Raw genomic sequence first — 26,677 nt, 5'->3', positions numbered from 1 at the left:
AGGCTAGGACGCTTCGGGTGGGAGCTTTGCACGCTTTGCGCGCTCCGTGGCCCCCAGCTTGGGCCGACAGCGAGCTTGCCCGAGACGGATCTTTTCCGCCGGTGCCATGTGATCGCCAACACTCGCAAAGATGCTGCTGATCGGACCGATATGCTTGCGCATGGATACTGCGCGGGGCAAATCAGGACAGCGGTCGACCATGCTTACACTGAGATATCCGTTCCGCTTCAGCAGACGCGCCAGAACGGGCCGTATCTTCGCCAGAGTGATGTCGCGGGCCTTCCACCTCTGAGGATTGTGGCGGAGGCGCTTCTGGCCCGCGAGGCGGAGAGCGGCAGTGAGGGACCCGAACCGGCCTACATAAACGGTTGGAGACGAGACGGCGTGCTCGGCGACCAAAGCGAGCGTCAGACGCCCGAAACGGTCGGCCAGCCGCGCCAAGTCTTCGATCAGCGCCTCGTCCGCCACCTTCGTCTCAAGGCTGGCGCGGCGTCGCGCCATCACTCGATCGAAGAGCGCCGTATCGATCAGCGGGTCAAAGATTTGCAAACGATTCCACTCTGCTCGCGGAACGTTGATGCGGGGTCTTCCCATCCTCTGGTGGAATTTTCCGTAGCAGTGGACGCCGATCGTCAGTTCGTTTTCCAGCACAGAGACCACGCTCCGGGCGATCCAGGGCTTCCCCCGCCGATCATGTCCTTCCGCGTTCAGCTCACGCGCGATCTCTGCTGGGAACAAACCGTCTTCGCCATAAGCGGTGAATATTCGGCGCAGGACCTTCAACTCCTCCTCGGGGCCGGGACAGAGACCGAACCTGCGGATCGGACCCTTCCCGGCGCGCACCGGATGATGGACCGTCGTGAGTCCGGATTCAGAGCGCAAAGGCATTTTTGTGAACCCGTACGGAGCCGTTGATCCCGCAACCCCACCGGCCACTTGAACGCGCCGGATGCCCGCCCGTATTCTCTCAGAAAGCTGACGGCTGTACTCGGCAGCCATGACGCGCTTGACGGTCTTGAGGATTGACGCCCCTTGGGACGCGTCGTTTTCGAACGCCTCCGCGCAGTACAAGACCCTCACGCCCGCCTTGCGGCAGAGGAACTCATAGTGAGCGCCTTCATCGGGATCTTGAAACCGGCCCCAACGGCTCACATCCGTCACGAGAATAGCCGCGAACGGGGGGTCTGCGAGGACATCACGAAGAAGACCCCTTAGCCCCTCGCGTCTTTTGATGCTCAGCCCGCTTTTGCCTGCATCGCTGTAGGTCTTGATGATCTCATAGCCATGCCGCTCGGCGAAGGCCTGGTTGAGCGCATCCTGAGACGCGAACGATTCCGTCTGCACATTTGTCGACATCCGCAGATACTGCGCCGCCGGGATCGGACCGTTTGGTTCTGCGGGGCCATCCGTCATCTTCGTCTTGCCGGTCACGCCCCGTCTCCACCTGCGGCCCTCGCCCGTCGCGACGCCCACGCACGTCGCATTTGCTCAGCCCGATCCGTCGGATACCCGATCTGCTCATAGAGGGCGTCCATCGAGCCGAACTGCTTTCTCAGCGTCGCGGCGCATGGAATATCACCCCGACGATTGATCAAGGCGACGCTCAGATGACCGGTCTCTTTGAGGATCCGACGCAGCCGGATCTTGACGGTCTCATTGTCCAGAGGCTCGCTGTTCTGGCGATCTCGATCGATGCGCACGAATCCGACCTGACGAATCGCGGCCTGCAGAGATCCAAACCGCACGACGTAGCGCCGCACAGCAAAGCGACCGAACGACTCCACAAGCGAACGGTCCAGTCGTGTGTGCTGAGCGAGCAGTCGCCGAAGCTCAGCCAGCAGGAGGGCGTCTGTGACACGCCGGGGTCCATCTCCATCGAGACGCGCTTGCGCTTCACTGAACACCCCCGGATCGATCATGGGCGGGAGCACCGTTCTTCGGGACCATGCGTCACGCGGACGTATCGGTGAGGTCTCCCCCAGAAGGATTTCACGCCTGCCCAAGGCGAGAACGCCGATGACGAGTTCATTGCGCAGAATGCTGCGTACCCGACGAGCCGTCCAGGACTGGCCCCAACGCGTGGGGCGGTCCTCGCCGTTCAAGGTCGCGGCCGCCGCAACGGCGCTCTGAACCTCATCCACAAAGAGTTCGAAAACGCGTCGCACCGCGGCAACCTCTTCAGGCGGACCCCACACGACACGCACCGAGGTGGCTCCCTTGGGTTTGCGCTCTTCGCGCGCGAGGACGCGGGGCTCATCGTCGCCCGGCGGCGACGACGCACGACTAAAGCCAAAGGGGACGTTCCCGCCTGGCCAGAGCCCACTGTCTCTGCGCAGCTTCTGGCCGGAGCGAACATCCGCCGATCGTTGTCGACTGAACTCAGCGGCCAGAAGCCTTTGGACCGACGTGACGATCGCTGAATCGGCTGTCGGTTTCGAGGTCGCCGGCTCGCTGCAGTATCGGACCGCGACCCCGGAGGAGCGGCACAAGAACTCGTAGTGCGCAGCCTCATCGGGGTCCTGATAGCGCCCCCATCGACTGACGTCGAAGACGATGACGGAGGAATACTCAGGATCATCGACCACGTCGGCCAGGAGCGCCATCAAACCGGTTCGGCCCCGCGTCGACAGCCCGCTCCGCCCGGCATCGATATACGTCCGTACGATTTCATAGCCATGTGAGGCGCAATAGTCGGCGATGGCCTGCATCTGGAGCCCGATCGAAGTCTTCTGCTGACGCGTGGACATCCGGATGTATTGGGCGGCGGGTCTCAGGACGCGGGGCACAGACGCGATTGGAACCGGGGGCGGGGCTGGTCGAGACAGAGCTTGCGCCGGCCCGCAATCAACGATGAGCAACGGGCCGGCCTGTTGTGCGGGATGCGCCGTCACCGGCTTGACCGACACCCATCTGTTCGCGGCCCTCGGAGCCCCCACCCCGACGGCGTCGGGGACACGCCGGGCCCTGCGCGCCTGCGCATGCTGAAGCCTCTCCGTACGGGTTCGCATCTCCCCGACGGCCGGGTAGAGGGCCTCCAGAGGGCCGAAACGCCGTCTCAGGGTGTTTGAGTTCGGCAGATCGTCGCAACCGTCTATGACCCGGATGCTGAGATGGCCCTCTTCGGCCAGGCGTCGCTCCAAGGCCGGGCGAACCTTCGCCCAGGTCAGATCCTCCTTGCGCCAGGTTCGACGACCCGTCGATCTGGTCTCTCCCGCGAGATCGAAAGCCCTCCTCAGGCTTCCAAAGCGGCGGGTGTAGACGCTCGGGGCGACGAGACCGCGACGCGCGACGAGGCTATGGCTGAGCACGCCATGCGCGTCTCCAAGGCACCGAAGAGCGTTTATGAGTTCGGTGTCGGTGTGGTTCTGACGCACGCGGGCAGCACGCCGCGTCGCTGCGTCTTGGAAGACCTTGAGGCTGACCATCGGCCGAAGATGACGAACTCTCGACCACTGCGTCGCTGGCAGCTTGATGCGATCGCCGAGGTGGTTGACGCTCTTGGCGAAGGTCAGGATCCCGGCCGTCAGGGTATTGTCCAGAACAGCCCCGACCCTCGCGCTTGTCCAGGTCGCTTCACGATGTTTCACACCGTTTCGGTCGAGGCCCCTCGCGATTTCAAGAGCCGAACGACCCTCCCGGACGAACTGCCGGAAGATCCGTCTGACCACAGAGACCTCCTCGGCATTCGACCATTCGTATCGAAGGGGCCGTCGGAGACGGGCTGGGTCGACAGCGCCCGCCTGCAACTCCGCTCGAGCGGCCGCCGGATCGACAGCGATTTTCGCGAAGCCGTACGGAGCCTTTCCGCCGAGGCATCCACCGAACAGGAGGGCCTGACGATTCCCCGCCTTGGTTCGGGTCGAAAGCGAGCGGCTGAACTCCGCCGCCATGGCACGACGAACGCCCTTGAGCACCGAAGCGGCTGGGCTGCCGTCATTGGCGAACAATTCGGAGCTGTAGATGACGTCGACCCCGGCCTCGCGGCAGATGAACTCGTAGTGACTGGCCTCATCGGAGTCCTGGAACCGCCCCCAGCGCGTCACATCGGCGACGATGATCGCCTCGAAGTCAGGAGAGGCGAGAACATCGTTGATCAGAGCCATCATGCCGTGACGACTGCGGATCGAGACGCCGCTCACCGCTTCGTCCGTGTACGTCCGGATGATCGCGTAACCCTGCCGTGTGGCGAACGCGGCGTTGATTTCAGTCTGTCTGGCCAGCGAGTAGTGTTGCTGGGAATCTGACATGCGCAGGTATTGCACCGCCCGGATCGGGTCACTGACGCCTGACGCTGACATGGTGGGTGACGACCAACACGAGTGAAGTCTAAACCCTAGGCTGTGCAGCTTCAGCCGACCCCATCACGTTCAGGTCATGGAGCAGCCTTTCAGGAGACGGCGTCGGGTCAACAGCGGGATCACGAGGACGACCGTAGTCGTTCAATCGGAGCCCGAAGAAAGATCCAAGTGCGTCGGCCGCGATGCCATCTTCATGTACCGAAGCGAATAAAGGCGGCCCAGTCCTCCATAAGCTGCCTTCGCTTCGCGATCATGTCTCCGCGCCGATAGGCCGCCTCGACCTTGTTTCCGATGGTATGGGCCAGAGCCAACTCGGCGAGTTCATTCGGATATGTGGTTCGCTCGGCGATCCAGTCACGGAAGGTTGAGCGAAAGCCGTGAGGCACCGCGTCTTCCCCCATCCGCCTCAGGACAGCGGAGAGTGTCATGTCAGAGACCGGTCCTCCCGACGGCGCGCGGAAAACTGCGGTGTCCCGATGTCCAGGGCGCTGACTTTGGAGGACAGCCAGGGCCGCCTTGGAAAGAGGGACGCGGTGCTCCTTTCCGGCCTTCATTCGCTCCGCCGGAACCGTCCAGACGGCCTCGTCCATATCAATCTCCGCCCAGAGAGCACCCCGGACCTCGCCGGACCGGGCGGCTGTGAGGATCGCGAACTCCAGCGCCCGCGCACCTAGGCCTTCTGCATTCTTCAATCGGCCCATGAAGGCGGGCATGGCATCCACGGCGAGAGCCTTGTGATGCACGACCCGGCGCAACTGGGCGGGATTCGCCAACAATTTGTCCAGGTGCCCGCGCCACCGGGCGGGGTTTGGGCCTGTGCGAAACTCCCGGGCTGTCGCCCAGTCAAGGACGCGTTCCACGCGCCCGCGTAGTCGTGTCGCCGTCTCGGTCTTCTCGATCCAAATCGGCTCGAGCACCCTTAGAACGTGAGCGGACTCAATCCTGGAGACGTCGAGGCTGCCGAGGACCGGATAGGCATAGGTCGACAGCGTTGATGTCCACTGATCACGATGCTTGCTGTTCCGCCAGGCACTCCCATGGGCGGCGACATAAGCATCCGCAGCATTGCGAAACGTCATCCTGGTCTTCTGACCGGATCTCAGCATGCTCCGGGCCGTTCGTCCGGCCTCGATCGGATCGACCCCTCCCTTGATCGCTGCACGGGCGTCGCGAGCCGCCTCCCTCGCCCGGGCCAGGGTGACATCCGGGTAGCCCCCAAGCCCCATCTCTCTCCGACGGTCGCCAATCGTGGCGCGCAAAATCCAGCTCCGACCACCGGACGGAAGGACCTGCAGGGCCAGCCCTGCGACGCCACCCACCATATGGAGACCTGGCTGTGTCAGCCTTGAGACAGCGAGCGGTCCCAGCTCTCTGGCTTTACGCGGCATGAGTTTATTTTCCGAATTGGAATCGAACTTTTGATAGCACGATTACCCGTCTACTCACCCCCCAAAAGATTTACACCTGGCCGGAAAAGCCTGAAACCGCGTGAACAATAATCAGCCCATATATCTGTTTTTATGAAGTTAAAAAAAACAGCTGAAACGGCGTGAATGGCGGAGAATCGGACACCCTGTCCGCCATCCACCGTGTCGCCGGCGGTACAGCGCTCAGTCCGGTGCCGGCTCCGAGGCGATCGCCTCGAAGACCTTCAGCACCTCATCCTCTCCGACGCGCTCGAGGACGCCGTCCGCCACCTCGGCCGGGCTCCACATCCAGGATCGCGCAGGATCGTGGCGCATGGCCCACTGTGGGAACAGGCGTGTCATCGCCGGGCCGGCCAGCAGACGTCGCACGTCCTGATGGCGATCGTCGCGGGCGATTCGTGCGAAGGCCCCCCGCACCGCGGGCTCGGGCCCCTCAAGCCATTGCAGATAAAGATCGGCCCGGCACACCAGGGCCCCGGTGATGTCGTCGCGGACATTGCAGCGCCGCGCATCCGCCAGGATGCCGTTCAGCATGGCGTCGTCATAGCCGAAGGGCTGGGATGCATAGACGACGCGGAAAAGAGACATGACGGGTCCAGAGCCGCACCGACGGCTGACCACCCTTAGCGCATCCCCGGTCGAAACAGGGTTTTCTCAAGACCTGTCGAAGTGCCGCACCGTCGCGCGTCTCCTGTGTGACGCAAGCCCGCGTCCTTTCAATCAGGACCTCGCCATGACCCGCGCCTTCGCCCCCCTCGCCGCCGCCCTCGCCCTCCTCGTCATCGCCGCGCCGGCGTCTGCCGAGCCGTTTGCCCTGTTCGTCTATGAGACTCCTTCTGACTTCGCCGCCCGAAACGATCCGGCCCGTGCCCAGGCCTATTGGGCTGGTTTCGCGGCCCTTTCGGAACAGATGAACGCCGCCGGGATCGTGCGGGGCGGCGGCCCGCTGGCCGAGCCCTCCTTGGGGGCCACGGTGTCAGTGCGCGACGCGCGCGCAATCTCGGCCCCTGTCGACGGTTACGGCGAGGCGCTCAGCGGCTGGTTCGTCATCGAGGTGGCCGACCGCGCCGAGGCCGAGGCCTGGGCCGCGCGGGTTCCGGCCGCCTCGACGGCCCGGATCGAGGTCCGGCCAATCCTCGACATCCCCATGGCTGGTGGCATGGCGCGCTGACCGATCGGGTCCGGGGAGCGCGGGTCGTTCCCCCGGCCCCTCAACCTGAATGCTCCATTCAGCGTCGGTTCATGCAGACGATCCGACCTTGCACCCTGTCGGGTTTCGCCGTGACCGCCCGCGGGCGCGGCTTGTGCAGCAGGAGCATGTGATGAAGACCAGAACCCTGATCATTGGCGCCCTGGCGACGCTCGCCACCGTGGCCGCGCCGATGGCCGCCTCGGCGCAGCACTGGCGCGGCGACCGTGACCGCGACGGTCGCTATGAGCGTTGGGAACGCCGCGCGGACCGCAATCGCCACGACGGCGGCCGCTACACCCATCGCGAACGCTACAACGACTATCGCCGCGGCCAGCGCGATCAATACCGCGACGGCCGCCGCTATTACTCCCCGCCCTACGGCAACGCCTATGGCCACCGGGGTCGCTGGTATCGCGGCGCGACCATCCCCTACGACTATCGCGGCCGCTGGTATGTCCGGGACTACCACCGCTATGGCTATGCGCACCCGCCGCGCGGCTATGGATATTATCGGACCGACACCGGCGACGTCGTTCTCGCGGCTCTGGCGACCGGCGTGATCATCTCGCTGAACTAGGTCAGAGCAGGCAGACAGGGCCCGTCCGGAGCGATCCGGGCGGGCTTTTCGCGCCCGCGTTCAGGCAGCGTCTCGCCGCGCGGCGAGCGTCAGGGCGCTAGGACAATCCCAGCTTGGCCTTGAGGATGTCGTTGACGGCCGCCGGATTGGCCTTGCCCCCTGTCGCCTTCATGACCTGGCCGACGAACCAGCCGATGGCCTGGGGCTTTTCGGCGACGGCGGCGGCCTTGTCGGGGTTGGCGGCGATGATCTCGTCGACGGCCTTTTCGATCGCGCCGGTATCGGTGACCTGTTTCAGGCCGTGCTTTTCGACCACCTCGGCCGGAGAGCCCTCGCCGTTCCAGACGTGGTCGAAGACTTCCTTGGCGATCTTGGACGAGATGGTCCCGTCCTCGATCAGAGCCACCAACTCGGCGACATGCGCGGCGGGAACGGGGCTTTCGGAGAAGTCCTTTCCGTCCGCCGCCAGCCGCGCCGAAAGCTCGTTTGTCACCCAGTTCGACACCAGCTTGGCGTCCCGCCCCTGGGCCGCCGCCTCGAAATAATCCGCCTTGGCCTGCTCGGAGATCAGCACCACGGCGTCGTACTGCGACAGGCCATAGTCGCTCATCAGCCGGCGGCGCTTCTCGTCGGGCAGTTCGGGCAGGGTGGCCTTGATCTCGTCGATCCAGGCTTGTTCCAGCTCCAGCGGCAGCAGGTCCGGATCGGGGAAGTAGCGATAATCGTTTGCCTCCTCCTTGGACCGCATCGACCGGGTTTCGCCCTTCACGGGGTCGAACAGCCGGGTCTCCTGATCGATCTTGCCGCCGTCCTCCAGGATTTCGATCTGGCGGCGCGCTTCATATTGGATCGCCTGAGAAATGAAGCGGAAGCTGTTGACGTTCTTGATCTCGCAGCGCGTCCCAAGGTGGCTGAACGACCCCGTCTCCTTGAACTTCGCATAGCCGCCCTCGCGACACACCGAGACGTTCACGTCCGCCCGCAGGTTGCCCTTCTCCATGTCGCCGTCGCAGGTGCCGAGGTAGATCAGGATGGTGCGGATCTTCTTGACGTAGGCGACGGCCTCCTCGGGGCTGCGCAGGTCGGGCTTGGACACGATCTCCATCAGGGCCGTGCCCGCCCGGTTGAGATCGACATAGCTCTCGGTTGGCGACAGGTCGTGGATCAGCTTGCCCGCGTCCTGTTCCAGGTGCAGCCGCTCGATCCCGACATTGAAGAAGCTGCCGTCCTCGGCCTCGACCTCGACCACGCCTTCGCCGACGATCGGGAAATACAGCTGGCTGATCTGATAGCCGGTCGGCAGGTCGGGATAGAAGTAGTTCTTGCGGTCGAACTGGCTGCGTTTGTTGATCTGCGCCTTCAAGCCGAGCCCGGTCTTCACCGCCTGTTCGACGCAGTGCCGGTTCAGCGTCGGCAGCATGCCGGGGAAGCCCGCGTCGACCAGCGACACCTGCTCGTTCGGCCCCGCGCCGAATCCCACGGCCGCTCCGGAGAACAGCTTGGCCTTGGAGGCCACCTGGGCGTGGATCTCCAGCCCCATGACGATCTCCCAGGCCCCTGTGCGGCCCTGGATCAACTTCGATGTGTCGAGCGTGTCGGTCATGCGCCGTGATTAGCGCTCCGCGCGGACCTGTGGAAGGTCGTGTCTTGAGCCTGTCGCGATTTGGGGGTCATCTGCGTCCTCCCATCCTCGGAGTCTTCCATGATCAAGTCCGTTCTCGCCGCTGCCGCGCTCGCGGTTCTGGCCCCCACCGCCCTGGCCCAGACCGCCCCGGCCCAGGATCACTCGAACCACGCGGCCCCGGCAACGGCCCGTCCCACCATCGCCAGCCCGATCAAGGACCTGCTGAACAACGCCGAAACCGCCGCGGTCATGGAAAAGCACCTGCCCGGCGTCGCCCAGCACCCCATGCGTCCGCAGTTCGAGGACATGACCCTGGCCCAGGTCATGCCCATGTCCGGCGGCATGATCAGCCAGGCGACGGTCGACGCCATCGACGCCGACCTCAAGGCCCTGCCGCAAACGCCGGCGTCCTGAGCCCACGGGTGGCTGATCAGGAACCGTCATTGTCGGGAATCGGGGAACGTCGTCATATCGACGGATGACACAGCCTGATCCCACCGAGCACGCCCCCGTCAGCCGCAGACAGCGGGTCTCGCTGGAAGGAACGATCGCCACGGCGTCGGCCGTCTCGGCCTGCATCGTGGCGGTCGCTTCGATGTTCACCGCCGTTCAGGCGCTGGACGTGTCGCAGGCGGCCGCCCGTCAGCGCATCTTCGAGCAGCAGTTGTCGGTGTGCCTTCAGTTCGGTGAACTGACCTCCCGGGCGGTGGCCGACACAGAGAAGAACATCGATCGCGTCGCGGGGCCCCTGGACGACGCGGGCGTGGCCGAGATCGAGGCCGCCTTCGCCAGCAGCGCGGAGTTCTCGCGCCAGATGCATCAGCAGTATCTGCAGATGACCATGCTGCTGCCCGAGGACGTGGCTGACGCCGCCTACAAGACGATCGAGAAGCGCACCGAGATCTACAACGCCCAGATCGAGATCTACAACGCGGGCGAGATAACGCCGGCCGCGCTCGCCGCTTTGACCGCGCTCGGCGGACAGGAGCAGGATCTGCTGAACGAGGCCTCCACCGCCTGCAGCGGCTATGTCTCGGACAAGGCCGGCATCAAGGAGTAGGCCCCCGGGTCAGCCGGTCGCATGGACCGTGCGACCGGCGACCACAGTCCGCGCCACCCGGCCCTGCAGCCGCCGTCCGTCGAAGGGCGAGTTCTTCGACTTGGATCTCAGCGCGTCGGCATCGACGATGATCGGCGCGCCGGGGTCGAACAGCACCAGATCGGCCGGGGTGCCCGGGGCCAGTCGTCCGGCGTCCAACCCCAGCAGCGTCGCCGGCCCTTCGGTCAGCGGCCTCAGCACGTCCAGCAGGTCGATCCCCTCCTCGTGATGCAGGGTCAGGGCGGCGGGCAGCAGGGTCTCCAGACCGACCGCGCCCGGTGCCGCTTCCGCGAAGGGTCGGCGCTTGTCCTCGGCTGGCGCGGGGGTGTGAGCCGAGGTGATGGCCTCGATCAACCCGTCCCGGACCGCCTCGATCAGCGCCCGGCGGTCGCTCTCTGGCCGAAGCGGCGGGTCCAGCCGGTAGAAGGTGCGATAGTCGCCGATGTCCACCTCGTTGAAGCACAGGTGGTTGATCGACACCGAGGCCGCGACCTCCAGCCCCCGGCCCCGCGCCCGCGCCAGGACCTCCAGCGCGGCCTCGGTGGATATCTGATCGACCAGGAACCGCGCGCCGGTCTGTTCGACCAGGGCCAGGTCCCGTTCCAGCTGGATGCGCTCGGCGATGGCTGGCGCGCCAGCCAGGCCCAGCCGGGTCGCCAGCTCGCCCGAGGTCGCCACCGCCCCCTCCGACAGCCAGGGATCGGCCGGGCGGCAGGCGATCATGGCGTTGAAGGCCGTGGCATAGGCCATGATCCGCTGCAGCACCCGGCTGTCGGCGATGACATGGTCGCCGTCGGTGAAATACAGGGCTCCCGCCTCGTGCATCAGGCCGATCTCGGCCATGCGCGTCCCGCCCTGTCCCTTCGTCGCCGCTCCCGCCGCGCGGACATTGACCAGCCCCAGGGCCGCGCCGCGCCGCTGGATGAAGTCGACCATGGCCGGATCGTCGACGGCCGGGTCGGTGTCCGGCTGAACCACGATCGTCGTCACGCCTCCGGCCGCCGCCGCCAGACTGGCGGACTTCAGCGTCTCCTTCGGCTCGGCCCCCGGCTCGCCGGTCCGCACGCGGATGTCGATCAGGCCGGGAGCGAGGCACAGGCCCTGGGCGTCGATCATCTGATCCGCCCGTCGCGTCGACGGTCCATGATCGACCAGGGTGATCACGCCGTCCTCGATCAGCACACACCCCGGCCCGTCATAGTCGGTGGCCGGGTCGAGCAGGCGAGCGTTGACGATGGCCAGCGAACTCATGCGGCACCCTCCAGCCGGGCCGACAGCGACGCCAGCACCGCCATCCGAGCCGCCACACCCATCTCGACCTGATCCTGGATCAGGGACACCGAAAGGTCATCGGCCACGTCCGAATCGATCTCCACCCCCCGGTTCATCGGTCCCGGATGCATGACCTTGGCGCCCGCCTTGGCCCAGGCCAGCTTCTCGCGGTCCAGCCCCCAGAAACGGAAATACTCGCGCGTGGACGGCACCAAGGCTCCGTCCATCCGCTCCAGTTGCAGCCTCAGCATCATCACGACGTCGCAGCCGACCAGCCCTTCGCGCATGTCGTGGAACACCTCGCAGCCCCAGCGATCGGCGTCTCCTGGCACCAGGGTGGGCGGCCCAATCAGCCGCACGCGCGCCCCCATCATCGACAGCAGCGCGACGTTCGACCGCGCAACCCGGCTGTGGGCGATGTCGCCGCAGATCGCCACCGTCAGCCCGCCCACGTCCCCAAACGCGCGCCTCAGGCTCAGCAGGTCCAGCAGCGCCTGGGTCGGATGTTCATGTCGTCCGTCCCCCGCGTTCACGACCGCGCACCCGACCTTCTGGCTCAGCAGGGCCGCCGCTCCCGACGCCCCGTGCCGTACCACCAGGATATCGGGCCGCATGGCGTTCAGAGTCACGGCGGTGTCGATCAGGGTCTCGCCCTTCTTCACCGAACTGGCCCCGACCGGCATGGTCACGACATCGGCCCCCAGCCGCTTGGCCGCGATCTCGAACGAGGAACTGGTTCGGGTCGAGTTCTCGAAGAACAGGTTCAGCACCGTGCGCCCGCGCAGCAGGTCCAGCGCCTTGGTCGACTGGCGATTCAAGTCGACAAAGGCGTCGGCCAGATCCAGCAACGACGCGACAAACGGCGGGTTCAGGTCGGCCGCCGCCAGGAAATGGGGTTTCGGGAACGGGACCAGCCGGTCGGCGATCAGGTCGGCGGCGGCGGCGGGATGGGTCATCAAAGCCCGCCTATAGCGCCGGATCACCCGAGATGGAACAGCGCCAGCAGGATCGGTATCCCCGCCGCGCTGCCGACGGTCGTCAGGGCCACGATGCCGGCCATCAGCGGCGCATCCCCGCCCATCTGCCGCGCGAGGATGTAGGACGCCGCCGCGCCCGGCGCCGCGCCGCACATCAGCGCGATCCCCTGCGCCGTCTCCGATCCGCCATAGAGCCGACAGAGCCCCCACATCACGAAGGGCGTGATGACCAGCTTCACGACCGAGACCCCGGTGATCGTCACGCGCCGCCGCGCCACCTCGGCGAAACTCAGCCCCGCCCCCGCCACGATCAGCCCCAGCGGCAGGGCTGCGCCGCCCAGCAGCACCAGCGTCTCCGATATCCCCGCCAGACGCGGCACGCCGCCCAGGTTCAGCGCCAGACCGATCAGACAGGCCACCAGGATCGGGTTGGAGACGATCGCCCTGGCCAGCGACAACGCCGACATCTCGCGTTGATCGGCTCCCCACCGCACCAAGACGATCACGCACAGGATGTTGGTGACCGGGATCATCGCCCCGATCACCACGGCCGCCAGCGCCAGCCCGTCCGGCCCATAGACCGCCTGGATCACCGGGAGGAAGACAAAGCTGTTCCAGCGGATCACGCCCTGAAACACCGAGGTGAAGGCCGGCCCGTCCAGCCGCAGCATGGGCCGGACCAGCAGCGTCACCGTGGCGATGATCAACACGGCGCTGACCGCCGCCGCCCCCGCCGCCGTCGCCCCGCCCCCCGAGATGTCGGCGTGCCAGATCGCCGGGATCAGAAAGCCCGGATACAGCAGATGGATCGACAGCCTCTCGATCGGCCGCCACGCCGCGTCCGGCAGGAACCCGGACTTTCGCAGGCCATAGCCGACGGCGATCAGCACAAAGACCGGAACGACCCCGGCGAACAGGGCGGTCACACCCAGGTTTCCTGATCCCGCACGCGGTCCAGCGCCCCCTGCAAAATCCACGCGGCCGCCGTCCGATCCACCACGCCCGCGCGCCGCTTGCGGCTCAAGTCCAGCTCGTCGATCAGGAATCGCTCGACGGCGCTGGTGGACAGCCGCTCGTCCCAGAAGGCCACGCTTGTCGGTCGAAGCCTGTCCAGATTGCGCGCGAAGGCCCGACAAGACTGCGCCCGGGGCCCCTCGGTCCCGTCCATGTTCATCGGCAGGCCGATGATCAGCGCCGAGATCTTGCGCCCGTCCATCAGTCGGAACAGCGTCTCCGCCTCGGCCGTGAACTTCGACTTGCGAACCAGCTCCAGCGGACTGGCGATCATCCGGCTTGTGTCCGACACGGCCACGCCGATGGTCTTTTCGCCCAGGTCCAGACCCATCCAGGGCGTGCCGGGAGGACAGGCGGCCGCGAGGTCTGTCAGGTTCAGTATTGGCACGCGGGCGGCCTAGGCGTTGCCAGCGGCGCTGTCAAAGCACAGGGTGCAAGCGTCACCATTGGGAGGGGTTCCATGTCGCGTTCCGTATCGTCCATCATCGGCCTGCTTGCGCTGGCCTTGTCCGTCGGTGCCTGCGAGGCCTCCTCAAACGGTGCGGCGACGCCCGCCGGCACCGCGCCGGGCACAGAGGCACCAGCCCCTCAGGCCACGCCTCTTGCCGCCTCCGGCGCGCCGGAGGCGGTGCCGATCGCGGTCGACGCGGACGGCACCCTGATGTCGGCGGCCAGCGTGGTCCGCATCGACTGGGTCGCGGACAATGGGGCGAAGGTGTTCGGCACGGCCGGCGGCGATCCCGCCGCAAACGGCCTCTACACCTACATCGCCTTCTTCACCGATCCGGGGGGCGAATGGGTGATCTACGAACTGGGCAACATCCTCGAATACACGGTGCTGTCGTCCTCCGTCGGACGGGTCGACCTCGACATCCACGAGAGCACCATCGACGAGGCGACCGGCGAGATCGACAGCCGCCACCGCAAGGTCATCGTCTCCTGGACGCCGGGGGTCGACGGCGGGCCCCCGACGGGCGTCATGGTCACACCGGCCCAATAGAGTCGGCCGGTCCTTGTGCGGCCCAGTCCTTGTGCGTTGCGGTGCGGGCGGCTAATCCCGCCCGCTTGAACCCGCTCGACTGGAGGGCCCCTTGGCCATCGACGCCGAAACGGTGAGGAAGGTCGCCCACCTCGCCCGCATCAAGACCCCCGACGACCGGCTCGAAGGCCTGGCCGGAGAGTTGAACGGCATCCTCGCCTGGATCGAACAGCTTCAGGAAGTCGATGTGACCGGCATCGAGCCGATGACCTCGAACGTGGCCCAGCCGCTTCGCCTGCGCGACGACGTCGTGACCGACGGAGCCCGGGTCGATGCCGTGCTGTCCAACGCGCCCAAGTCCGCCGACGGCTTCTACGTTGTGCCCAAGGTGGTCGAATAGATGTCTGACCTCACCTCGCTCACCCTCAAGGCCGCCGTCGACGGCCTCAAGACCAAGGCCTTCTCCTCGGAGGAGATCACCCGCGCCTTCGTCTCGAACATCGAGGCCGCCAACCCGACCCTGAACGCCTATGTCGTCGTGACCGCCGACAAGGCGATCGACATGGCCCGCGCCTCCGACGCCCGCATCGCCTCGGGCGACGCCGGTGCCCTGGAAGGCGCGCCCTTGGGCATCAAGGACCTGTTCTGCACCGACGGCGTCCAGACGACGGCCGGGTCGAACATGCTGCGCGGCTTCGTCCCGCCCTATGAGTCGACCGTCACCGCCAACCTGTGGCGGGACGGGGCGGTCATGTTGGGCAAGCTGAACATGGACGAGTTCGCCATGGGCTCTTCGAACGAGACCTCGGCCTTTGGTCCGGTCAGGAACCCCTGGAAATCAAAGGGTTCCAACTCCGACCTGACGCCGGGTGGCAGCTCGGGCGGCTCCGCCTCGGCGGTCGCGGCCGACCTGTGCCTGGCCGCCACGGCGTCTGATACCGGCGGTTCGATCCGCCAGCCCGCCGCCTTCACCGGCACCGTCGGCATCAAGCCGACCTATGGCCGCGCCAGCCGCTACGGCATGGTCGCCTTCGCCAGTTCGCTCGATCAGGCCGGGCCGATCACCCGGACGGTCGAGGACGCGGCGATCCTGCTGCGCTCCATGTGCAGCTTTGACGTGAAGGACTCGACCAGCCTCGACATTCCGACGCCGGACTGGACCCAGTCCGTCGGCCAATCGGTCAAGGGTTTGCGCATCGGCGTGCCGCGCGAATACGTCGTCGACGGCATGCCGGCCGAGATCCAGGCCCTGTGGGACCAGGGCGTGGCCTGGCTGCGCGACGCCGGCTGCGAGATCGTCGACATCTCCCTGCCCCACACCAAATACGCCCTGCCGACCTACTATATCGTCGCCCCGGCCGAGGCCTCGTCGAACCTTGCCCGCTATGATGGCATGCGCTTCGGTCATCGCGCCGAGCACGCGACCAGCCTGACCGACCTCTACGAGACCAGCCGCGCCGAGGGCTTCGGCAAGGAGGTCCAGCGCCGCCTGACGATCGGGGCCTATGTGCTGTCGGCCGGATTCTACGACGCCTACTACGTCCGCGCGCTGAAGGTCCGCCGCCGCATCGCCCAGGACTTCGACGATGTCTGGGGCAAGGTGGACGCCATCCTGACGCCCTCGACGCCGTCGGCAGCCTTCGCCCTGGGCGACAAGCAGATCGACCCGGTGACGATGTATCTGAACGACGTCTTCACCGTGACGGCGAACCTTGCCGGCCTGCCCGGCATCTCGGTCCCCGCCGGACTCGACGCCAACGGCCTGCCCCTGGGCCTACAGGTCATCGGCAAGGCGCTGGACGAGGCCACGGTTTTCCAGGTCGGCGCGGCGCTGGAACAGGCGGCGGGCAGCGTGGGCCGGCCCGATCGCTGGTGGTGATGACGTCCCTCTCCCTATGGGAGAGGGCAGACCGCGGCGCGCTCCAGTTCCGCCCCCAGAACGCCCTTGACCGCCAGAGGCGCGTCCGTGGCGATCACCACGGCACCCTGCTCGAACAGGTCACGATACTCCGACACGTCGCCGTCCTCGGCATAGCGGTCGTCCAGCCGCCGCCCCGGCGCGCCCAGCGTGCCGAACTGCGCTTCCACGCCCCGCTCGGCCAGCGCCCGCCACAGCCCCGGCCGCGCCTCGCGGGTCCCGGTCCACGCGAGGATCTGCGCCGGATTGAGCCCCTCCAGGCCCGCCACGGCGTCCAGCCCCGCCGAAATCATCATCTCGGGCGCCATCTCCGCCACCGCCCGCGCCGTCTCCGGCGAATAGGTGATCAGAATCACACGATCCTGCGCACCTGCCTGCCGCACCTCCTCGATCACCCGCCGCGCCAGGGCCAGCGTCGCCGTCTCGTCCGCCGGCTTCAGATCGATCGAGGCGATCACCCGTGCTCGTCCGGCCGCCTCCAGCGCCTCGACCAGCGTCGGCGGCGGCGCATCGATCACCGTCCCGTTCGTCGCCTCCAGCCGCGCCATCCGGACCGTGGCGAACGTCAGGTCCGCCACCCGCCCCGCGCCCGTCGTCGTCCGCTCCAGCGTCTCGTCGTGCATCAGCACCAGACGTCCGTCCGAGGTCAGGGCCGCGTCGATCTCCACGATCGCGCCGGGAATGGCTCGCCCGGTCGCCTCGATGGCCTGGATGGAGTTCTCCGGCTGGTCGTCCGCCGACTGCGCCCGGTGCGCCGACACCATCACCCCGCCGGTCTCGCGCACGCAGTCGAAGAAGGCCGCCAGCGCCGGGCTCCCCGCTGCCGTCTGGGCCGACGACCCGGGCGCGGCGGCGCATCCGGGCGCGATGAGAAGAACCGTCGTGGCGGCGAGGGTGCGGATCATGGGGCGACTCCGAAGGCCGCGTGTCATAGCCGCCACGACCCCCGGGCGGAACCCATTGCGCGATCCTGGGTGCCGCTTGCCCCGGCGCTCCCGCCGACGCATCTTGAAGACGCACGTTTTCCGGGAGCGAATCACTTGCAGGATCTGGTGGGACCCGCGCTGGGCACCCTCGCGGCCGTCGCCGTGGGCGGATACCTGCTGGGATCCATCCCGTTCGGGGTCCTGATCACACGCGCGGCCGGGGCCGGCGACGTCCGCAACATCGGCTCGGGCAACATCGGCGCGACCAATGTGCTGCGGACAGGCAGGAAGGACCTGGCGCTCGCCACCCTGCTGCTCGATGCGGGCAAGGGCGCGGTCGCCCTGCTGATCGCGCGCCAGCTGTTCGGCTCCGAGGTCGCCGGGGCCATCGCCGGCGGCGCGGCCTTCCTTGGTCATCTGTTCCCCGTCTGGCTGGGCTTCAAGGGCGGCAAGGGCGTCGCCACCTTCTTCGGCCTGCTGATCGCCGCCGCCTGGCCGCTCGGGCTGATGGCGGGCGCGACCTGGCTGATCGTGGTCTTCGCCCTGCGGTATTCCTCCCTGGCCGCCCTGATCGCCTCGGCCGCCGCGCCCCTGCTGGCGCTGCTGCCCCTTTCCTCCGTCGGCCTGCCCGTCGCGGCTCCGATCCTGGTACTGTCGGTCTTCACCGCCGTCCTGATCTGGATCCGCCACCATGAGAACATCGGCCGCCTGCTAAAGGGGGCCGAGCCCCGCATCGGCGCGGCGAAACAGGCGTGAGCCTGACCGAGGCCGAGCGGTTCGCGCGGCTTCGTCTCGCCCGCACCGACCGCGTCGGTCCCGTCGCCTTCCGCCAGCTTCTGCTCCGCTTCGGCTCTGCTGAGCGCGCCATCGAGGCCCTCCCCGATCTGGTCCGCAGCGGCGGAGCGCACGGCTTCACCCTTCCGCCGATGGACCGCATCGAGGCTGAGATCGAGGCCGGCGCCCGCATCGGCGCCCATCTGGTCGTACTGGACGACGAGGGTCATCCGCCGCGCCTCGCCGCCCTCGATCCGCCCCCGCCGATTCTTTGGGTCCGGGGCGACGTTGGCCTGTTGTCGCGAGATGCCGTGGGCGTGGTCGGGGCCCGCATCGCCTCGGCCGGGGGTCAGCGGATCGCCCGGGGCCTGGCCCAGCAGTTGGGCGAGGCCGGCTTCGTCGTCGTCTCGGGCCTGGCGCGCGGCATCGACGCGGCCGCGCATGCGGGGTCGCTCGAGACCGGCACGGTGGCGGTGCTGGGCGGCGGCGTCGACGACGTCTATCCCCCCGACAACGCCGCCCTCTACGACCAGATCGTCGAGCGCGGCGCGGTCGTGTCCGAAAGCCCGATGGGCAGCCGCGCCCAGGCCCGTGACTTTCCGCGTCGCAATCGCATCATCTCCGGTCTGTCGCGCGGGGTCATCGTGGTCGAGGCCGAGATCCGCTCTGGTTCCCTGATCACCGCGCGACTCGCCAACGAGCAGGGTCGCGAGGTCTTCGCCGTCCCGGGATCGCCGCTCGATCCCCGGTCCAAGGGGCCGAACGAGCTGCTGCGCCAAGGGGCCCACATCTGCGAGGGCCTCGACGATGTGATCCGGGGGCTTGAGACCCTGCGGACCCTGTCCGAACCGTTCCGAGACGACCCCTTCCAAGACGCGGAGAACACGGGCGACCTCGACGCCGCCTTCCTCGACCGTGTCGCCACCCTGCTGTCGCCCACGCCGACCCCCCGGGACGAGATCGCCCGCGCCCTGGACGCGCCCATCAGTAGCGTGGCGGCGGCCTTGCTGGAACTCAGCCTGGCGGGCCGGGCGACCTTGCTTCCCGGCGGATCGGCGACGATCTAGACCCTGATCGGCTGAGGGGGAATCGTTTCGCGATTCCGCTGATGCCGTGACTCAGGGTCCAGGATCCAGCGAGAGCATGAATCACGCTTTCGGCGGACCCACGCAGTGGGTCCTCCTTGACCGATCATGCTCTAAGCCGGTCTTCGTCGGGACGGCTCTTCCTGAGCGACGTCCGAGGCTTGCGACGGCCGGACCTCGCCCGCCCGGGCGGCGGCGCTGTCCAACAGCTGTCCCAGGACCTCGTCCCCGTCCCAGCGCGCCATCTGCGCCAGCTCCGTGGCCATGGCCCCGATGTATTCGCGGACCGGGAACTCCCGCCGCTCCAGCTCGGTGGCATGCGCCGGGTACCCTGTCGTGGACGGGATCGGTTGAACGGTCATGGCGATGCCCCTCACTGGGTTGACGGCCTCACTTGGACACAACTTCAGACTGTTTGGCAACCTAGCCTTGAGCCGTCGTTTCTGCGTCCGATTGACATAGGGCGCGAGCCTGACCACGTTCGCCCACCCTCCCCTCAGACTGAGCCGTAATGAATCTCGTCATCGTCGAGAGCCCCGCCAAGGCCAAGACCATCAACAAATACCTCGGCTCCGGCTACGAGGTGCTCGCCTCGTACGGACACATCCGCGACCTCCCCTCCAAGGACGGCTCGGTCAAGCCCGACGAGGATTTCGCCATGGACTGGGAGATCGATCCCAAGGCGTCCAAGCGCATGTCCGAGATCGCGGAGGCCGCCAAGCGCGCCGATCGCCTGATCCTGGCCACCGACCCCGACCGCGAGGGCGAGGCCATCAGCTGGCATGTGCTTGATGTCCTGACCAGGAAGAAGGCGCTGAAGGACACCGCCGTCGAACGCGTCACCTTCAACGCCATCACCAAGTCGGCTGTGCTGGAGGCCATGGCGGCCCCGCGCCAGATCGACATGGAGCTGGTCGAGGCCTACCTCGCCCGCCGCGCGCTCGACTATCTGGTCGGCTTCACCCTGTCGCCGGTCCTGTGGAGGAAGCTCCCGGGGGCCCGTTCCGCCGGTCGGGTCCAGTCCGTGGCCCTGCGCATCGTCGTCGACCGCGAGCTGGAGATCGAACGCTTCCGGCCCCAGGAATACTGGTCGATCGAGGCCGATCTGGCGGCCGACAGCCCGCCCTTCACCACCCGCCTGGTCAAGCACGCCGGCCAGCGCGTGCAGCGGCTGGACATCAAGGACGAGGCGACCGCCATGGCCGCCCGCGACGCCATCCAGTCCGGCGACTTCACCATCAGGTCCATCGAAAAGAAGCCGGTCCGTCGCTTCCCCTCGCCGCCCTTCACCACCTCGACCCTGCAGCAGGAGGCGTCCAGAAAGCTCGGCTTCGATGCCCAGCGCACCATGCGCGCGGCCCAGAAGCTGTACGAAGGCGTCGACGAGACCGGCGGCCTCATTACCTATATGCGGACCGACGGCGTCCAGACCACGCCCGAGGGCATCGCCCAGGCGCGCGAGGTCATCGGCAAGACCTTCGGACCCGCCTTCGTTCCAGCAGAAGCCAAATATTACAAGTCGAAAGCCAAGAATGCTCAGGAAGCGCACGAGGCGATCCGGCCGACCAACATCGCCCGCAAGCCCGAGAGCCTGCGCCTCGAATCCGATCTCCAGCGCCTTTACGAACTGATCTGGAAGCGGATGGTCGCCTCCCAGATGGAGGCAGCCCGCCTGGACCGCACCACGGTCGAGGTCGAGACGCCCGACGGCCTGACGGGCCTGCGCGCGACGGGCCAGGTCGTCACTTTCGACGGCTTCCTCGCGGTCTATGAGGAAGGTCGCGACGAGAAGCAGAAGGGCGCCGAAGCCGAGGAGGACGACGATTCCACCCGCCTGCCGGCGCTCAAGGAAGGTGCAAAAGCCAAGATCGAGGCGGTCCGCACCGACCAGCATTTCACCGAGCCCCCGCCCCGCTACTCCGAGGCCACCCTGGTCAAGAAGCTGGAAGAGCTCGGTATCGGCCGACCCTCGACCTATGCCTCCATCCTGACCACCCTGCGCGACCGCCAGTACGTCCGCATGGACAAGAACCGCTTCATTCCCGAGGACAACGGCCGCCTGGTCACCGCCTTCCTGGAGCAGTTCTTCGGTCGCTGGGTCGAATACGACTTCACCGCCGCGCTGGAGACCCAGCTGGACGAGGTCTCGGCCGGCGATATGGACTGGAAGGCGCTGCTGCGCGACTTCTGGTCCAAGCTGAAGCCCGCCACGGCCGCCGTGCTGGAACGCCAGGGCGTGATCGACGAGCTCGACACCGCCATCGGCCCCTTCCTGTTCCCGGAAAAGCCGGACGGTTCCGACGCCCGCCTGTGCCCCCTGTGCAAGACCGGGCGGCTGCATCTGAAGGCCAGCTTCAAGATGAAGTCCTCCTTCATCGGCTGCTCCAACTACCCGGTATGCCGCTACACCCGGGGCTTTGGCGCGGGCGAGAACGCGGGCGACGAGGCCGGCGGCGACCGCGATCTGGGCGTCGATCCCGAAACCGGTCAGCCCGTGGCGCTCAAGATCGGCCGCTTCGGCCCCTATGTGGAAACCTCGGTCCCCGGCGAGGAGAAGCCCAAGCGGTCCTCCCTGCCCAAGGGCTGGTCGCCCGCGACCCTGACCCTGGAACAGGCCTCGCGACTGCTGTCCCTGCCCCGGACCGTCGGCGTTCACCCCGAGGACAACCAGCCGATCACGGCGGGCCTCGGCCGCTACGGCCCCTTCATTCTTCATGTCGGGACCTACGCCAATGTCACGGATATCGATGAGGTTTTTGACATCGGTCTGAACCGAGCCGTCGTCCTGCTGGCCGAAAAGCGCGCGGGCGGCTTCAAGGGTCGCGGCGCGGCCGTCGCGCCGCTCAAGGACCTGGGGGCCCACCCCGAGACCGGTGAGCCCGTCCACGTCATGTCCGGCCGCTTCGGCCCCTATGTGAAGTCCGGCAAGATCAACGCCACAATCCCCAAGGGCACCGCGCCCGAGGATATGACGATGGAGGTGGCCGTGCCGCTTCTGGCCGCTCGCGCCCTCGTCGCTCCCAAGGGCAAGAAGCCCGTGGCGAAGAAAGCCGCGCCCGCAAAGACCTCGACCGCCAGGAAGAAGCCGGCGGCCAAGAATGCGGCCCCCAAGAAGAAGGCCGGAGCCTGAGACGACGGCGGAGAGCGTGCCAGCATCTCCGCCGTCAGGGCCGCGTCGGGTTGAAACCCGAGCCCGATCACCTTAAGTATTGGATATCCTGAACCCCACCCCCTTTCTCGTCGGCGTGATTGCGCCGGCGCGCGAACCTGTTTGGCGGGGACTTTCGGGCCGAATAAACCTGATGGAGACGCCATGTTCGCGCAACGCAAACTTCCCTACCAGCCCCGCTCCACCCCCGGTGCCCGCAGCGGCTACCGTCTCGCACCGATCCGGGCCCGCGCCGGCCTGGCGATGCGCCGCGCCATGAGTTTCGGCGCCATGCCGGACGCCGAGGCGGTCCTGCGGGCCAGCGGCCTGTCGCTGGCCCCCGTGTCGGTCGGCGACGAAGGCCTGAGCGTCGGCGGAACCAGCATCCTCGCGACCGCCTCTCCCGCCGACATCGACAGCGGCGCCCTGAAGGCCCTCGTCGTGCCGGCCGGAAACGTCGACGAGACGTCCCAGGCCGCCCTCGATGACCTGATCATTCGCGCCGGCACCAAGGGCGCGCCCGTGTTCGCGTTCGGCGAGGGCGTGGCCACCACTCTGCGAGCCCTCGGCAAGCCCACCGGCCCCTATCGCGAATCCGTCGCCGTGGTCGTGACCGGCGACACGGTCGAGAGTCTGGCGGACACCTCCGCCCTCGCCGTCGCTGCGGGCCGCGTCGGCTGAATACCTCGGGCGGCTCCTGCGGGAGCCGCCCACGCCCCCTTATGCCCGACAATCGCCGCTTCTACGGCTGGGCCGCGTCCATAATGTTCTTGCTTTGTTCCGAATCTTGATTAGGTTCGGGCCATGCATTCTGCCCCTCTGCCGACGAAAGGACGCGGCGCCCGATCCAACGCCACCGGGCGCTACGAACCGACCACGACCGAAGCCTTCGATGACGGCTGGACCGCCGAGGATGAGGCTCCGACCCAGATCCGCACCATCCTGACCCCCGAACACGCCCGGACGATCATCGCCGGAAACACCAGCCCGGACATCGGGTTCGACCGCTCGATCGACCCCTACAAGGGATGCGAACATGGATGCATCTACTGCTACGCCCGTCCATCCCATGCCTTCATGGGCCTATCCCCGGGCCTGGATTTCGAGAGCCGGATCTTCTTCAAGCCCGGGGCCGGGCGTCTCCTGGAACAGGAGCTCGCCGCGCGCCGCTACGTCTGCAAGCGGATTCACATCGGCGGCAACACCGACCCGTACCAGCCGGTCGAGCGGGACCTTCAGTCCACCCGGCAGATCCTTCAGGTCTGCCGACGCTTCAACCAGCCCCTGTCCATCATCACCAAATCGAATCTGATCACTCGCGATGTGGACATTCTTGGGCCGATGGGCCGCGACCGTCTGGCCAGCGCCTTTGTCTCGATCACGACGCTGGATCGCCGGCTCGCCCGCGCCATGGAACCCCGGGCCTCGACCCCGGCCAAGCGTCTGGAGGCCATAAACCGCCTGGCCGACGCCGGTGTCCCCGTCGGCGTCGGCTTCGCGCCGGTGATCCCCGGGCTGAACGACCATGAGCTGGAGGCCGTACTCGAGGCTGCGTCCAAGGCCGGTGCCACCACGGCCATGTATGTGACGTTGCGCCTGCCGCTCGAGATCAAGGACCTGTTCCGCGAATGGCTGGCGGACGCACGGCCCGAGCGCGCCGCCCGCGTCATGTCCCTGGTTCGCCAGACCCGGGGCGGCAAGGACTACGATCCCGACTGGAACACCCGGATGAAGGGCACCGGCCCCGTCGCCGACCTGATCGCCGCCCGGTTCAAGGCCGCCATCAAACGCTACGGCCTTGACGCCCCTCGCCACCCGCTCGACGAGACAAAGTTCCGCGTCCCCGCCGACGCCCGGGCGCAGCTGGAGCTGTTCGGCTGACGCTCAGACGGCGCCCTCGACCAGCGCGCGCCATGTCGGATCGGTGTCATCGACCAGGTCCACATCCTCCAGCAGCACGACCACCCCCTCCCCGTCCGGCAGGATGACGCCCAACACTTCCATGACCTCGCCGTCGGGACCGACATGGCTCTCGGCCTGGACCGCCACCGCGCCCTGTTCGCCGTCCTCGTCCCACCAGATCACCGGCTGGGGCAGGTCCATGCCGATCGGCCGGGCGTCCGACGTCTCGGCCAAGGCGAAGATCGCCCGCCGCGCCTGCACGTCGTCCAGGGTCGCGACCCGGCCGACGAACGGCGCCAGCCGCGACCAGTCGTCCACGTCGAAACCGCCCCAATCTTCATCAGGACTGCCCTCGCCGAAATCCGGTTCCGCGTCTGCCATCGTCTATCTCCGAAACACGCCGACCAGCTCGACATGGCTGGACCACAGGAACTGATCGACCGGCGTGACCCGCTCCAGCCGGAACCCCGCCTCGATCAGCACGCGGGCGTCCCGCGCGAAGGTCTGGGGGTTGCAGGACACGCCGACCACGACGCTCGCCTTCGTCTCCGCGATCTGGGCCGTCTGATCGATCGCCCCGGCCCGCGGCGGATCGAACACAATGGCCTCGCAGCCCTTCAGATCGAACGGCGTCAACGGCCTGCGAAACAGGTCCCGCGCCTCGGCCACGATCGGCTTCAGCCCCTTCGCCGTGCCGATGCCCGCCTTCAACGCCGCGATCCCGGCCGCCGAGGCATCGACCGCCACAACGCCGGCCACCGTGGCCAGGGGAAAGGTGAAGGTCCCGGCCCCGCAGAACAGGTCCGCCACCTTCTTGACCCCCCTCACCGCCTCGACGGCCCTGGACACCATCGCCGCCTCGGCCTCGGGCACGGCCTGCAGGAAGCCGCCAGCCGGCAGAGGCACGGTCGCGGGACCGAACGCCACCCGGGGCTGGCGCGCCATCACCAGGGTCTCGCCCGCCAGCGACAGACGGGCCAGATCGGCCGCCGCCGCCGCGCGGATCGCCTGAGCCCGGCCGTCTCCCGACAGGCCCGAACGCCGCTCGACCCCCGTCACATCGACGTCCAGCCCATCCAGCGTCCAGGTTACATGCAGGGTCGGCGCCGACTTGGGATGATCCAGAAACGCCGCCGCGACCCGCGTCAGCACGGGAAAGGCCCGCACCAGCCGGGGGTCCGCAACCGGACAGGCCGTCACCTCGACCAGCCGCCAGGACTTCCTCGCCTTGAAGCCCAGCACGACACGTCCATCCACCAGCCGCCGCGCATGCAGCGCCAGCCGGCGACGGCTGCCCGGCGGCACGGCCACGGTCGCCTCGACCTCGGTCTCGATCTTTTCGCGCGCCAGGGTCGCGATCACCTGGTCCCGCTTCCACGCCAGATAGGGGCCGCTGGCCCAGTGCTGCAGCGAACACCCGCCGCAGTCGCCATAGTGGGGCGACACCGGCGCGACGCGGTCCGGGCTCGCCTCGACGATCTCGACCCCCTCCAGCCGCCCGTCGCCGACCTCTCCCCGCACCGTCTCGCCGGGCAGGGTCAGGGGCGCGAACACTGGACCCGTGGCGGTTTCGGCGACGCCGTCCCCCTGCCCCGCGACCCGGGCGATCCTCAGCGTTGTGGTCATTGCGTCTTCTAGACCGCTTCGCCGCCCGGCCGAAACATGAACGGAGATGAACGGCCGGCTCAACGCCGGTTCAGGTTCGCCCCCCTAGAACACCTCCCAACAGACGCCGGATGTCCCGACGTCGGAACAGGGGTTTTCATCATGACCACCAGGTTCTCCAAGCCCGTCGCCGCCCTGGCCGCCCTCGCGGCCGCCGCGACGCTGGCCCCCGCCGCCGCCTCGGCCCAGTCCTACGGCTACGGCAACGGCTATTCCAACAATGGCTATTCGAACAACGGCTACAGCCAGCCCTACGGCCACAACAACGGCTACGGCCAGAGAAGCTACGGCTATGACCGCTGCCAGACCTATGGCCAGGGCCGGACCGGCGCAGGCGCCCTGATCGGCGGCGGCATCGGAGCCGTCGCGGGATCGCAGGTCGCGGGCCGTGGCAACCGGACCGAGGGCTCGATCATCGGCGGCATCCTGGGCGCCGTGATCGGCTCCCAGGTCGGGCGGGCGTCCAACGAGAACTGCCGCTCGGACTATCGCGGCCAGACCCACACCCAGGCCCAGACCTACTACGGTGGAAATGATCGCTACGACGACCGCGCCTATTCGTCGGGCTACTATGACGATCGCGGTTATCGCGACGACCGCCGCTACGATGATCGCCGGGACCAGGGCCGTTACCAGAGCGGCTATCAGGTCTCCGCCGACGGCTACTACTATTACGATCCGCGGCGGGGCTGGCTGCCGCGCTGATCGATCAAGGTTCGCGGTTCCGGTTAGTTTTCAGCCCCCCTGTCGATCGGGATCGTGACGGGCGCCGCCGGCGGAGCAATCCGCCGGCGGTTGCT

Annotated in this window: 26 protein-coding genes and 1 pseudogene; 13 read left to right on the top strand and 14 right to left on the bottom strand. The window is 67.4% G+C overall.

Annotated elements, in window-relative coordinates; genetic code table 11:
• Positions 1-3: 3 nt before the first annotated feature.
• From ABN401_RS03895 to ABN401_RS03875, 5 genes and pseudogenes are all read right to left on the bottom strand, one after another.
• Positions 4-1,431, bottom strand: coding sequence for a recombinase family protein (locus ABN401_RS03895; RefSeq protein ID WP_349683519.1), 1,428 nt, complete (start codon positions 1,429-1,431; stop codon positions 4-6).
• Positions 1,428-4,262 carry a recombinase family protein gene (locus ABN401_RS03890; protein ID WP_349683518.1) on the bottom strand — a complete coding sequence of 945 codons (2,835 nt, stop codon included), beginning with the start codon at positions 4,260-4,262 and terminating at the stop codon, positions 1,428-1,430. Before ABN401_RS03890 ends, ABN401_RS03895 begins: the two co-directional genes overlap by 4 nt.
• A gap of 227 nt (positions 4,263-4,489) precedes the next feature.
• Positions 4,490-5,377, bottom strand: coding sequence for a tyrosine-type recombinase/integrase (locus tag ABN401_RS03885; RefSeq protein ID WP_349683569.1), 888 nt, complete (start codon positions 5,375-5,377; stop codon positions 4,490-4,492).
• 51 nt (positions 5,378-5,428) lie between these two features.
• Positions 5,429-5,620 (bottom strand): annotated as a pseudogene (locus ABN401_RS03880) (Arm DNA-binding domain-containing protein); the annotation flags it as partial.
• Between the two features lie 288 nt (positions 5,621-5,908).
• Positions 5,909-6,313: a BLUF domain-containing protein gene (locus ABN401_RS03875; protein WP_349683517.1), complete on the bottom strand. Its 405-nt coding sequence runs from the start codon at positions 6,311-6,313 to the stop codon at positions 5,909-5,911.
• A 145-nt stretch (positions 6,314-6,458) separates the two neighbouring features.
• On the opposite strand from ABN401_RS03875, the gene ABN401_RS03870 reads away from it, so the two are divergent.
• Both ABN401_RS03870 and ABN401_RS03865 read left to right on the top strand, forming a co-directional pair.
• Positions 6,459-6,896, top strand: a complete 438-nt coding sequence (locus ABN401_RS03870; RefSeq protein ID WP_349683516.1) for a YciI family protein — start codon at positions 6,459-6,461, stop codon at positions 6,894-6,896.
• Between the two features lie 151 nt (positions 6,897-7,047).
• A complete protein-coding gene (locus tag ABN401_RS03865) occupies positions 7,048-7,494 on the top strand; it encodes an RcnB family protein (RefSeq protein WP_349683515.1) in 447 nt (148 codons plus the stop codon).
• Positions 7,495-7,591: 97 nt separating this feature from the next.
• Here ABN401_RS03865 and gatB read toward each other — a convergent pair whose 3' ends face one another.
• The gene (gene gatB, locus ABN401_RS03860) at positions 7,592-9,097 is read right to left on the bottom strand and encodes an Asp-tRNA(Asn)/Glu-tRNA(Gln) amidotransferase subunit GatB (protein WP_349683514.1); all 1,506 of its coding nucleotides are present in this window, start codon (positions 9,095-9,097) and stop codon (positions 7,592-7,594) included.
• Positions 9,098-9,196: 99 nt separating this feature from the next.
• On the opposite strand from gatB, the gene ABN401_RS03855 reads away from it, so the two are divergent.
• Both ABN401_RS03855 and ABN401_RS03850 read left to right on the top strand, forming a co-directional pair.
• A complete protein-coding gene (locus ABN401_RS03855; RefSeq protein WP_349683513.1) occupies positions 9,197-9,532 on the top strand; it encodes a hypothetical protein in 336 nt (111 codons plus the stop codon).
• 64 nt (positions 9,533-9,596) lie between these two features.
• A complete protein-coding gene (locus ABN401_RS03850; RefSeq protein WP_349683512.1) occupies positions 9,597-10,178 on the top strand; it encodes a hypothetical protein in 582 nt (193 codons plus the stop codon).
• 9 nt (positions 10,179-10,187) lie between these two features.
• Here ABN401_RS03850 and pyrC read toward each other — a convergent pair whose 3' ends face one another.
• From pyrC to ruvX, 4 genes are read right to left on the bottom strand one after another with little or no spacing between them, the layout of a single operon-like run.
• On the bottom strand, positions 10,188-11,468 hold the full coding sequence (gene pyrC / locus ABN401_RS03845; RefSeq protein ID WP_349683511.1) for a dihydroorotase: 1,281 nt from the start codon (positions 11,466-11,468) through the stop codon (positions 10,188-10,190).
• Positions 11,465-12,445, bottom strand: coding sequence for an aspartate carbamoyltransferase catalytic subunit (locus ABN401_RS03840; protein WP_349683510.1), 981 nt, complete (start codon positions 12,443-12,445; stop codon positions 11,465-11,467). Before ABN401_RS03840 ends, pyrC begins: the two co-directional genes overlap by 4 nt.
• A gap of 23 nt (positions 12,446-12,468) precedes the next feature.
• Positions 12,469-13,392, bottom strand: coding sequence for an AEC family transporter (locus ABN401_RS03835; RefSeq protein ID WP_349683509.1), 924 nt, complete (start codon positions 13,390-13,392; stop codon positions 12,469-12,471).
• A complete protein-coding gene (gene ruvX / locus ABN401_RS03830; RefSeq protein ID WP_349683508.1) occupies positions 13,389-13,868 on the bottom strand; it encodes a Holliday junction resolvase RuvX in 480 nt (159 codons plus the stop codon). The genes ABN401_RS03835 and ruvX overlap by 4 nt, the downstream gene beginning before the upstream one ends.
• A 72-nt stretch (positions 13,869-13,940) precedes the next feature.
• On the opposite strand from ruvX, the gene ABN401_RS03825 reads away from it, so the two are divergent.
• The 3 genes from ABN401_RS03825 to gatA all read left to right on the top strand — a co-directional run bounded on the left by ABN401_RS03825 (position 13,941) and on the right by gatA (position 16,338).
• A complete protein-coding gene (locus ABN401_RS03825; protein WP_349683507.1) occupies positions 13,941-14,480 on the top strand; it encodes a hypothetical protein in 540 nt (179 codons plus the stop codon).
• Positions 14,481-14,571: 91 nt separating this feature from the next.
• Positions 14,572-14,859, top strand: a complete 288-nt coding sequence (gatC, locus tag ABN401_RS03820; RefSeq protein ID WP_349683506.1) for an Asp-tRNA(Asn)/Glu-tRNA(Gln) amidotransferase subunit GatC — start codon at positions 14,572-14,574, stop codon at positions 14,857-14,859.
• The gene (gatA, locus tag ABN401_RS03815) at positions 14,860-16,338 is read left to right on the top strand and encodes an Asp-tRNA(Asn)/Glu-tRNA(Gln) amidotransferase subunit GatA (RefSeq protein ID WP_349683505.1); all 1,479 of its coding nucleotides are present in this window, start codon (positions 14,860-14,862) and stop codon (positions 16,336-16,338) included. It abuts the gene before it with no gap.
• Positions 16,339-16,352: 14 nt separating this feature from the next.
• Here the strand turns inward: gatA and ABN401_RS03810 are convergent, their stop codons facing one another.
• Positions 16,353-17,282: a glycerophosphodiester phosphodiesterase family protein gene (locus ABN401_RS03810; RefSeq protein ID WP_349683504.1), complete on the bottom strand. Its 930-nt coding sequence runs from the start codon at positions 17,280-17,282 to the stop codon at positions 16,353-16,355.
• A 135-nt stretch (positions 17,283-17,417) separates the two neighbouring features.
• On the opposite strand from ABN401_RS03810, the gene plsY reads away from it, so the two are divergent.
• Together plsY and dprA are read left to right on the top strand one after the other, a co-directional pair.
• Complete coding sequence (plsY, locus tag ABN401_RS03805) at positions 17,418-18,059, top strand: glycerol-3-phosphate 1-O-acyltransferase PlsY (RefSeq protein ID WP_349683503.1); 642 nt, start codon at positions 17,418-17,420, stop codon at positions 18,057-18,059.
• Positions 18,056-19,144 carry a DNA-processing protein DprA gene (gene dprA, locus ABN401_RS03800; RefSeq protein ID WP_349683502.1) on the top strand — a complete coding sequence of 363 codons (1,089 nt, stop codon included), beginning with the start codon at positions 18,056-18,058 and terminating at the stop codon, positions 19,142-19,144. The genes plsY and dprA overlap by 4 nt, the downstream gene beginning before the upstream one ends.
• Positions 19,145-19,275: 131 nt before the next feature.
• On the opposite strand, the gene ABN401_RS03795 is transcribed toward dprA, so the two are convergent.
• Positions 19,276-19,524 carry a hypothetical protein gene (locus ABN401_RS03795; protein WP_349683501.1) on the bottom strand — a complete coding sequence of 83 codons (249 nt, stop codon included), beginning with the start codon at positions 19,522-19,524 and terminating at the stop codon, positions 19,276-19,278.
• A gap of 149 nt (positions 19,525-19,673) precedes the next feature.
• Between ABN401_RS03795 and topA the strand changes: the two genes are divergently transcribed.
• The 3 genes from topA to ABN401_RS03780 all read left to right on the top strand — a co-directional run bounded on the left by topA (position 19,674) and on the right by ABN401_RS03780 (position 24,191).
• A complete protein-coding gene (gene topA, locus ABN401_RS03790; protein ID WP_349683500.1) occupies positions 19,674-22,292 on the top strand; it encodes a type I DNA topoisomerase in 2,619 nt (872 codons plus the stop codon).
• A 183-nt stretch (positions 22,293-22,475) separates the two neighbouring features.
• Positions 22,476-22,991, top strand: a complete 516-nt coding sequence (locus ABN401_RS03785) for a hypothetical protein (protein ID WP_349683499.1) — start codon at positions 22,476-22,478, stop codon at positions 22,989-22,991.
• 123 nt (positions 22,992-23,114) lie between these two features.
• Positions 23,115-24,191 carry a PA0069 family radical SAM protein gene (locus ABN401_RS03780; protein WP_349683498.1) on the top strand — a complete coding sequence of 359 codons (1,077 nt, stop codon included), beginning with the start codon at positions 23,115-23,117 and terminating at the stop codon, positions 24,189-24,191.
• A gap of 3 nt (positions 24,192-24,194) precedes the next feature.
• Here ABN401_RS03780 and ABN401_RS03775 read toward each other — a convergent pair whose 3' ends face one another.
• Positions 24,195-24,593: a hypothetical protein gene (locus ABN401_RS03775; RefSeq protein WP_349683497.1), complete on the bottom strand. Its 399-nt coding sequence runs from the start codon at positions 24,591-24,593 to the stop codon at positions 24,195-24,197.
• Between the two features lie 3 nt (positions 24,594-24,596).
• Positions 24,597-25,838: a class I SAM-dependent RNA methyltransferase gene (locus ABN401_RS03770; protein ID WP_349683496.1), complete on the bottom strand. Its 1,242-nt coding sequence runs from the start codon at positions 25,836-25,838 to the stop codon at positions 24,597-24,599.
• Positions 25,839-25,979: 141 nt separating this feature from the next.
• On the opposite strand from ABN401_RS03770, the gene ABN401_RS03765 reads away from it, so the two are divergent.
• Entirely contained in the window at positions 25,980-26,582 is a 603-nt protein-coding gene (locus ABN401_RS03765; RefSeq protein ID WP_349683495.1) for a glycine zipper 2TM domain-containing protein, read from the top strand.
• Positions 26,583-26,677 lie beyond the last annotated feature (95 nt).

Source organism: Brevundimonas aurifodinae, from assembly GCF_040195595.1.
GTDB lineage: Bacteria > Pseudomonadota > Alphaproteobacteria > Caulobacterales > Caulobacteraceae > Brevundimonas > Brevundimonas aurifodinae.
Note: the sequence above shows the minus strand (reverse complement) of the source record. Positions and strands in the feature narration are given on the sequence as shown.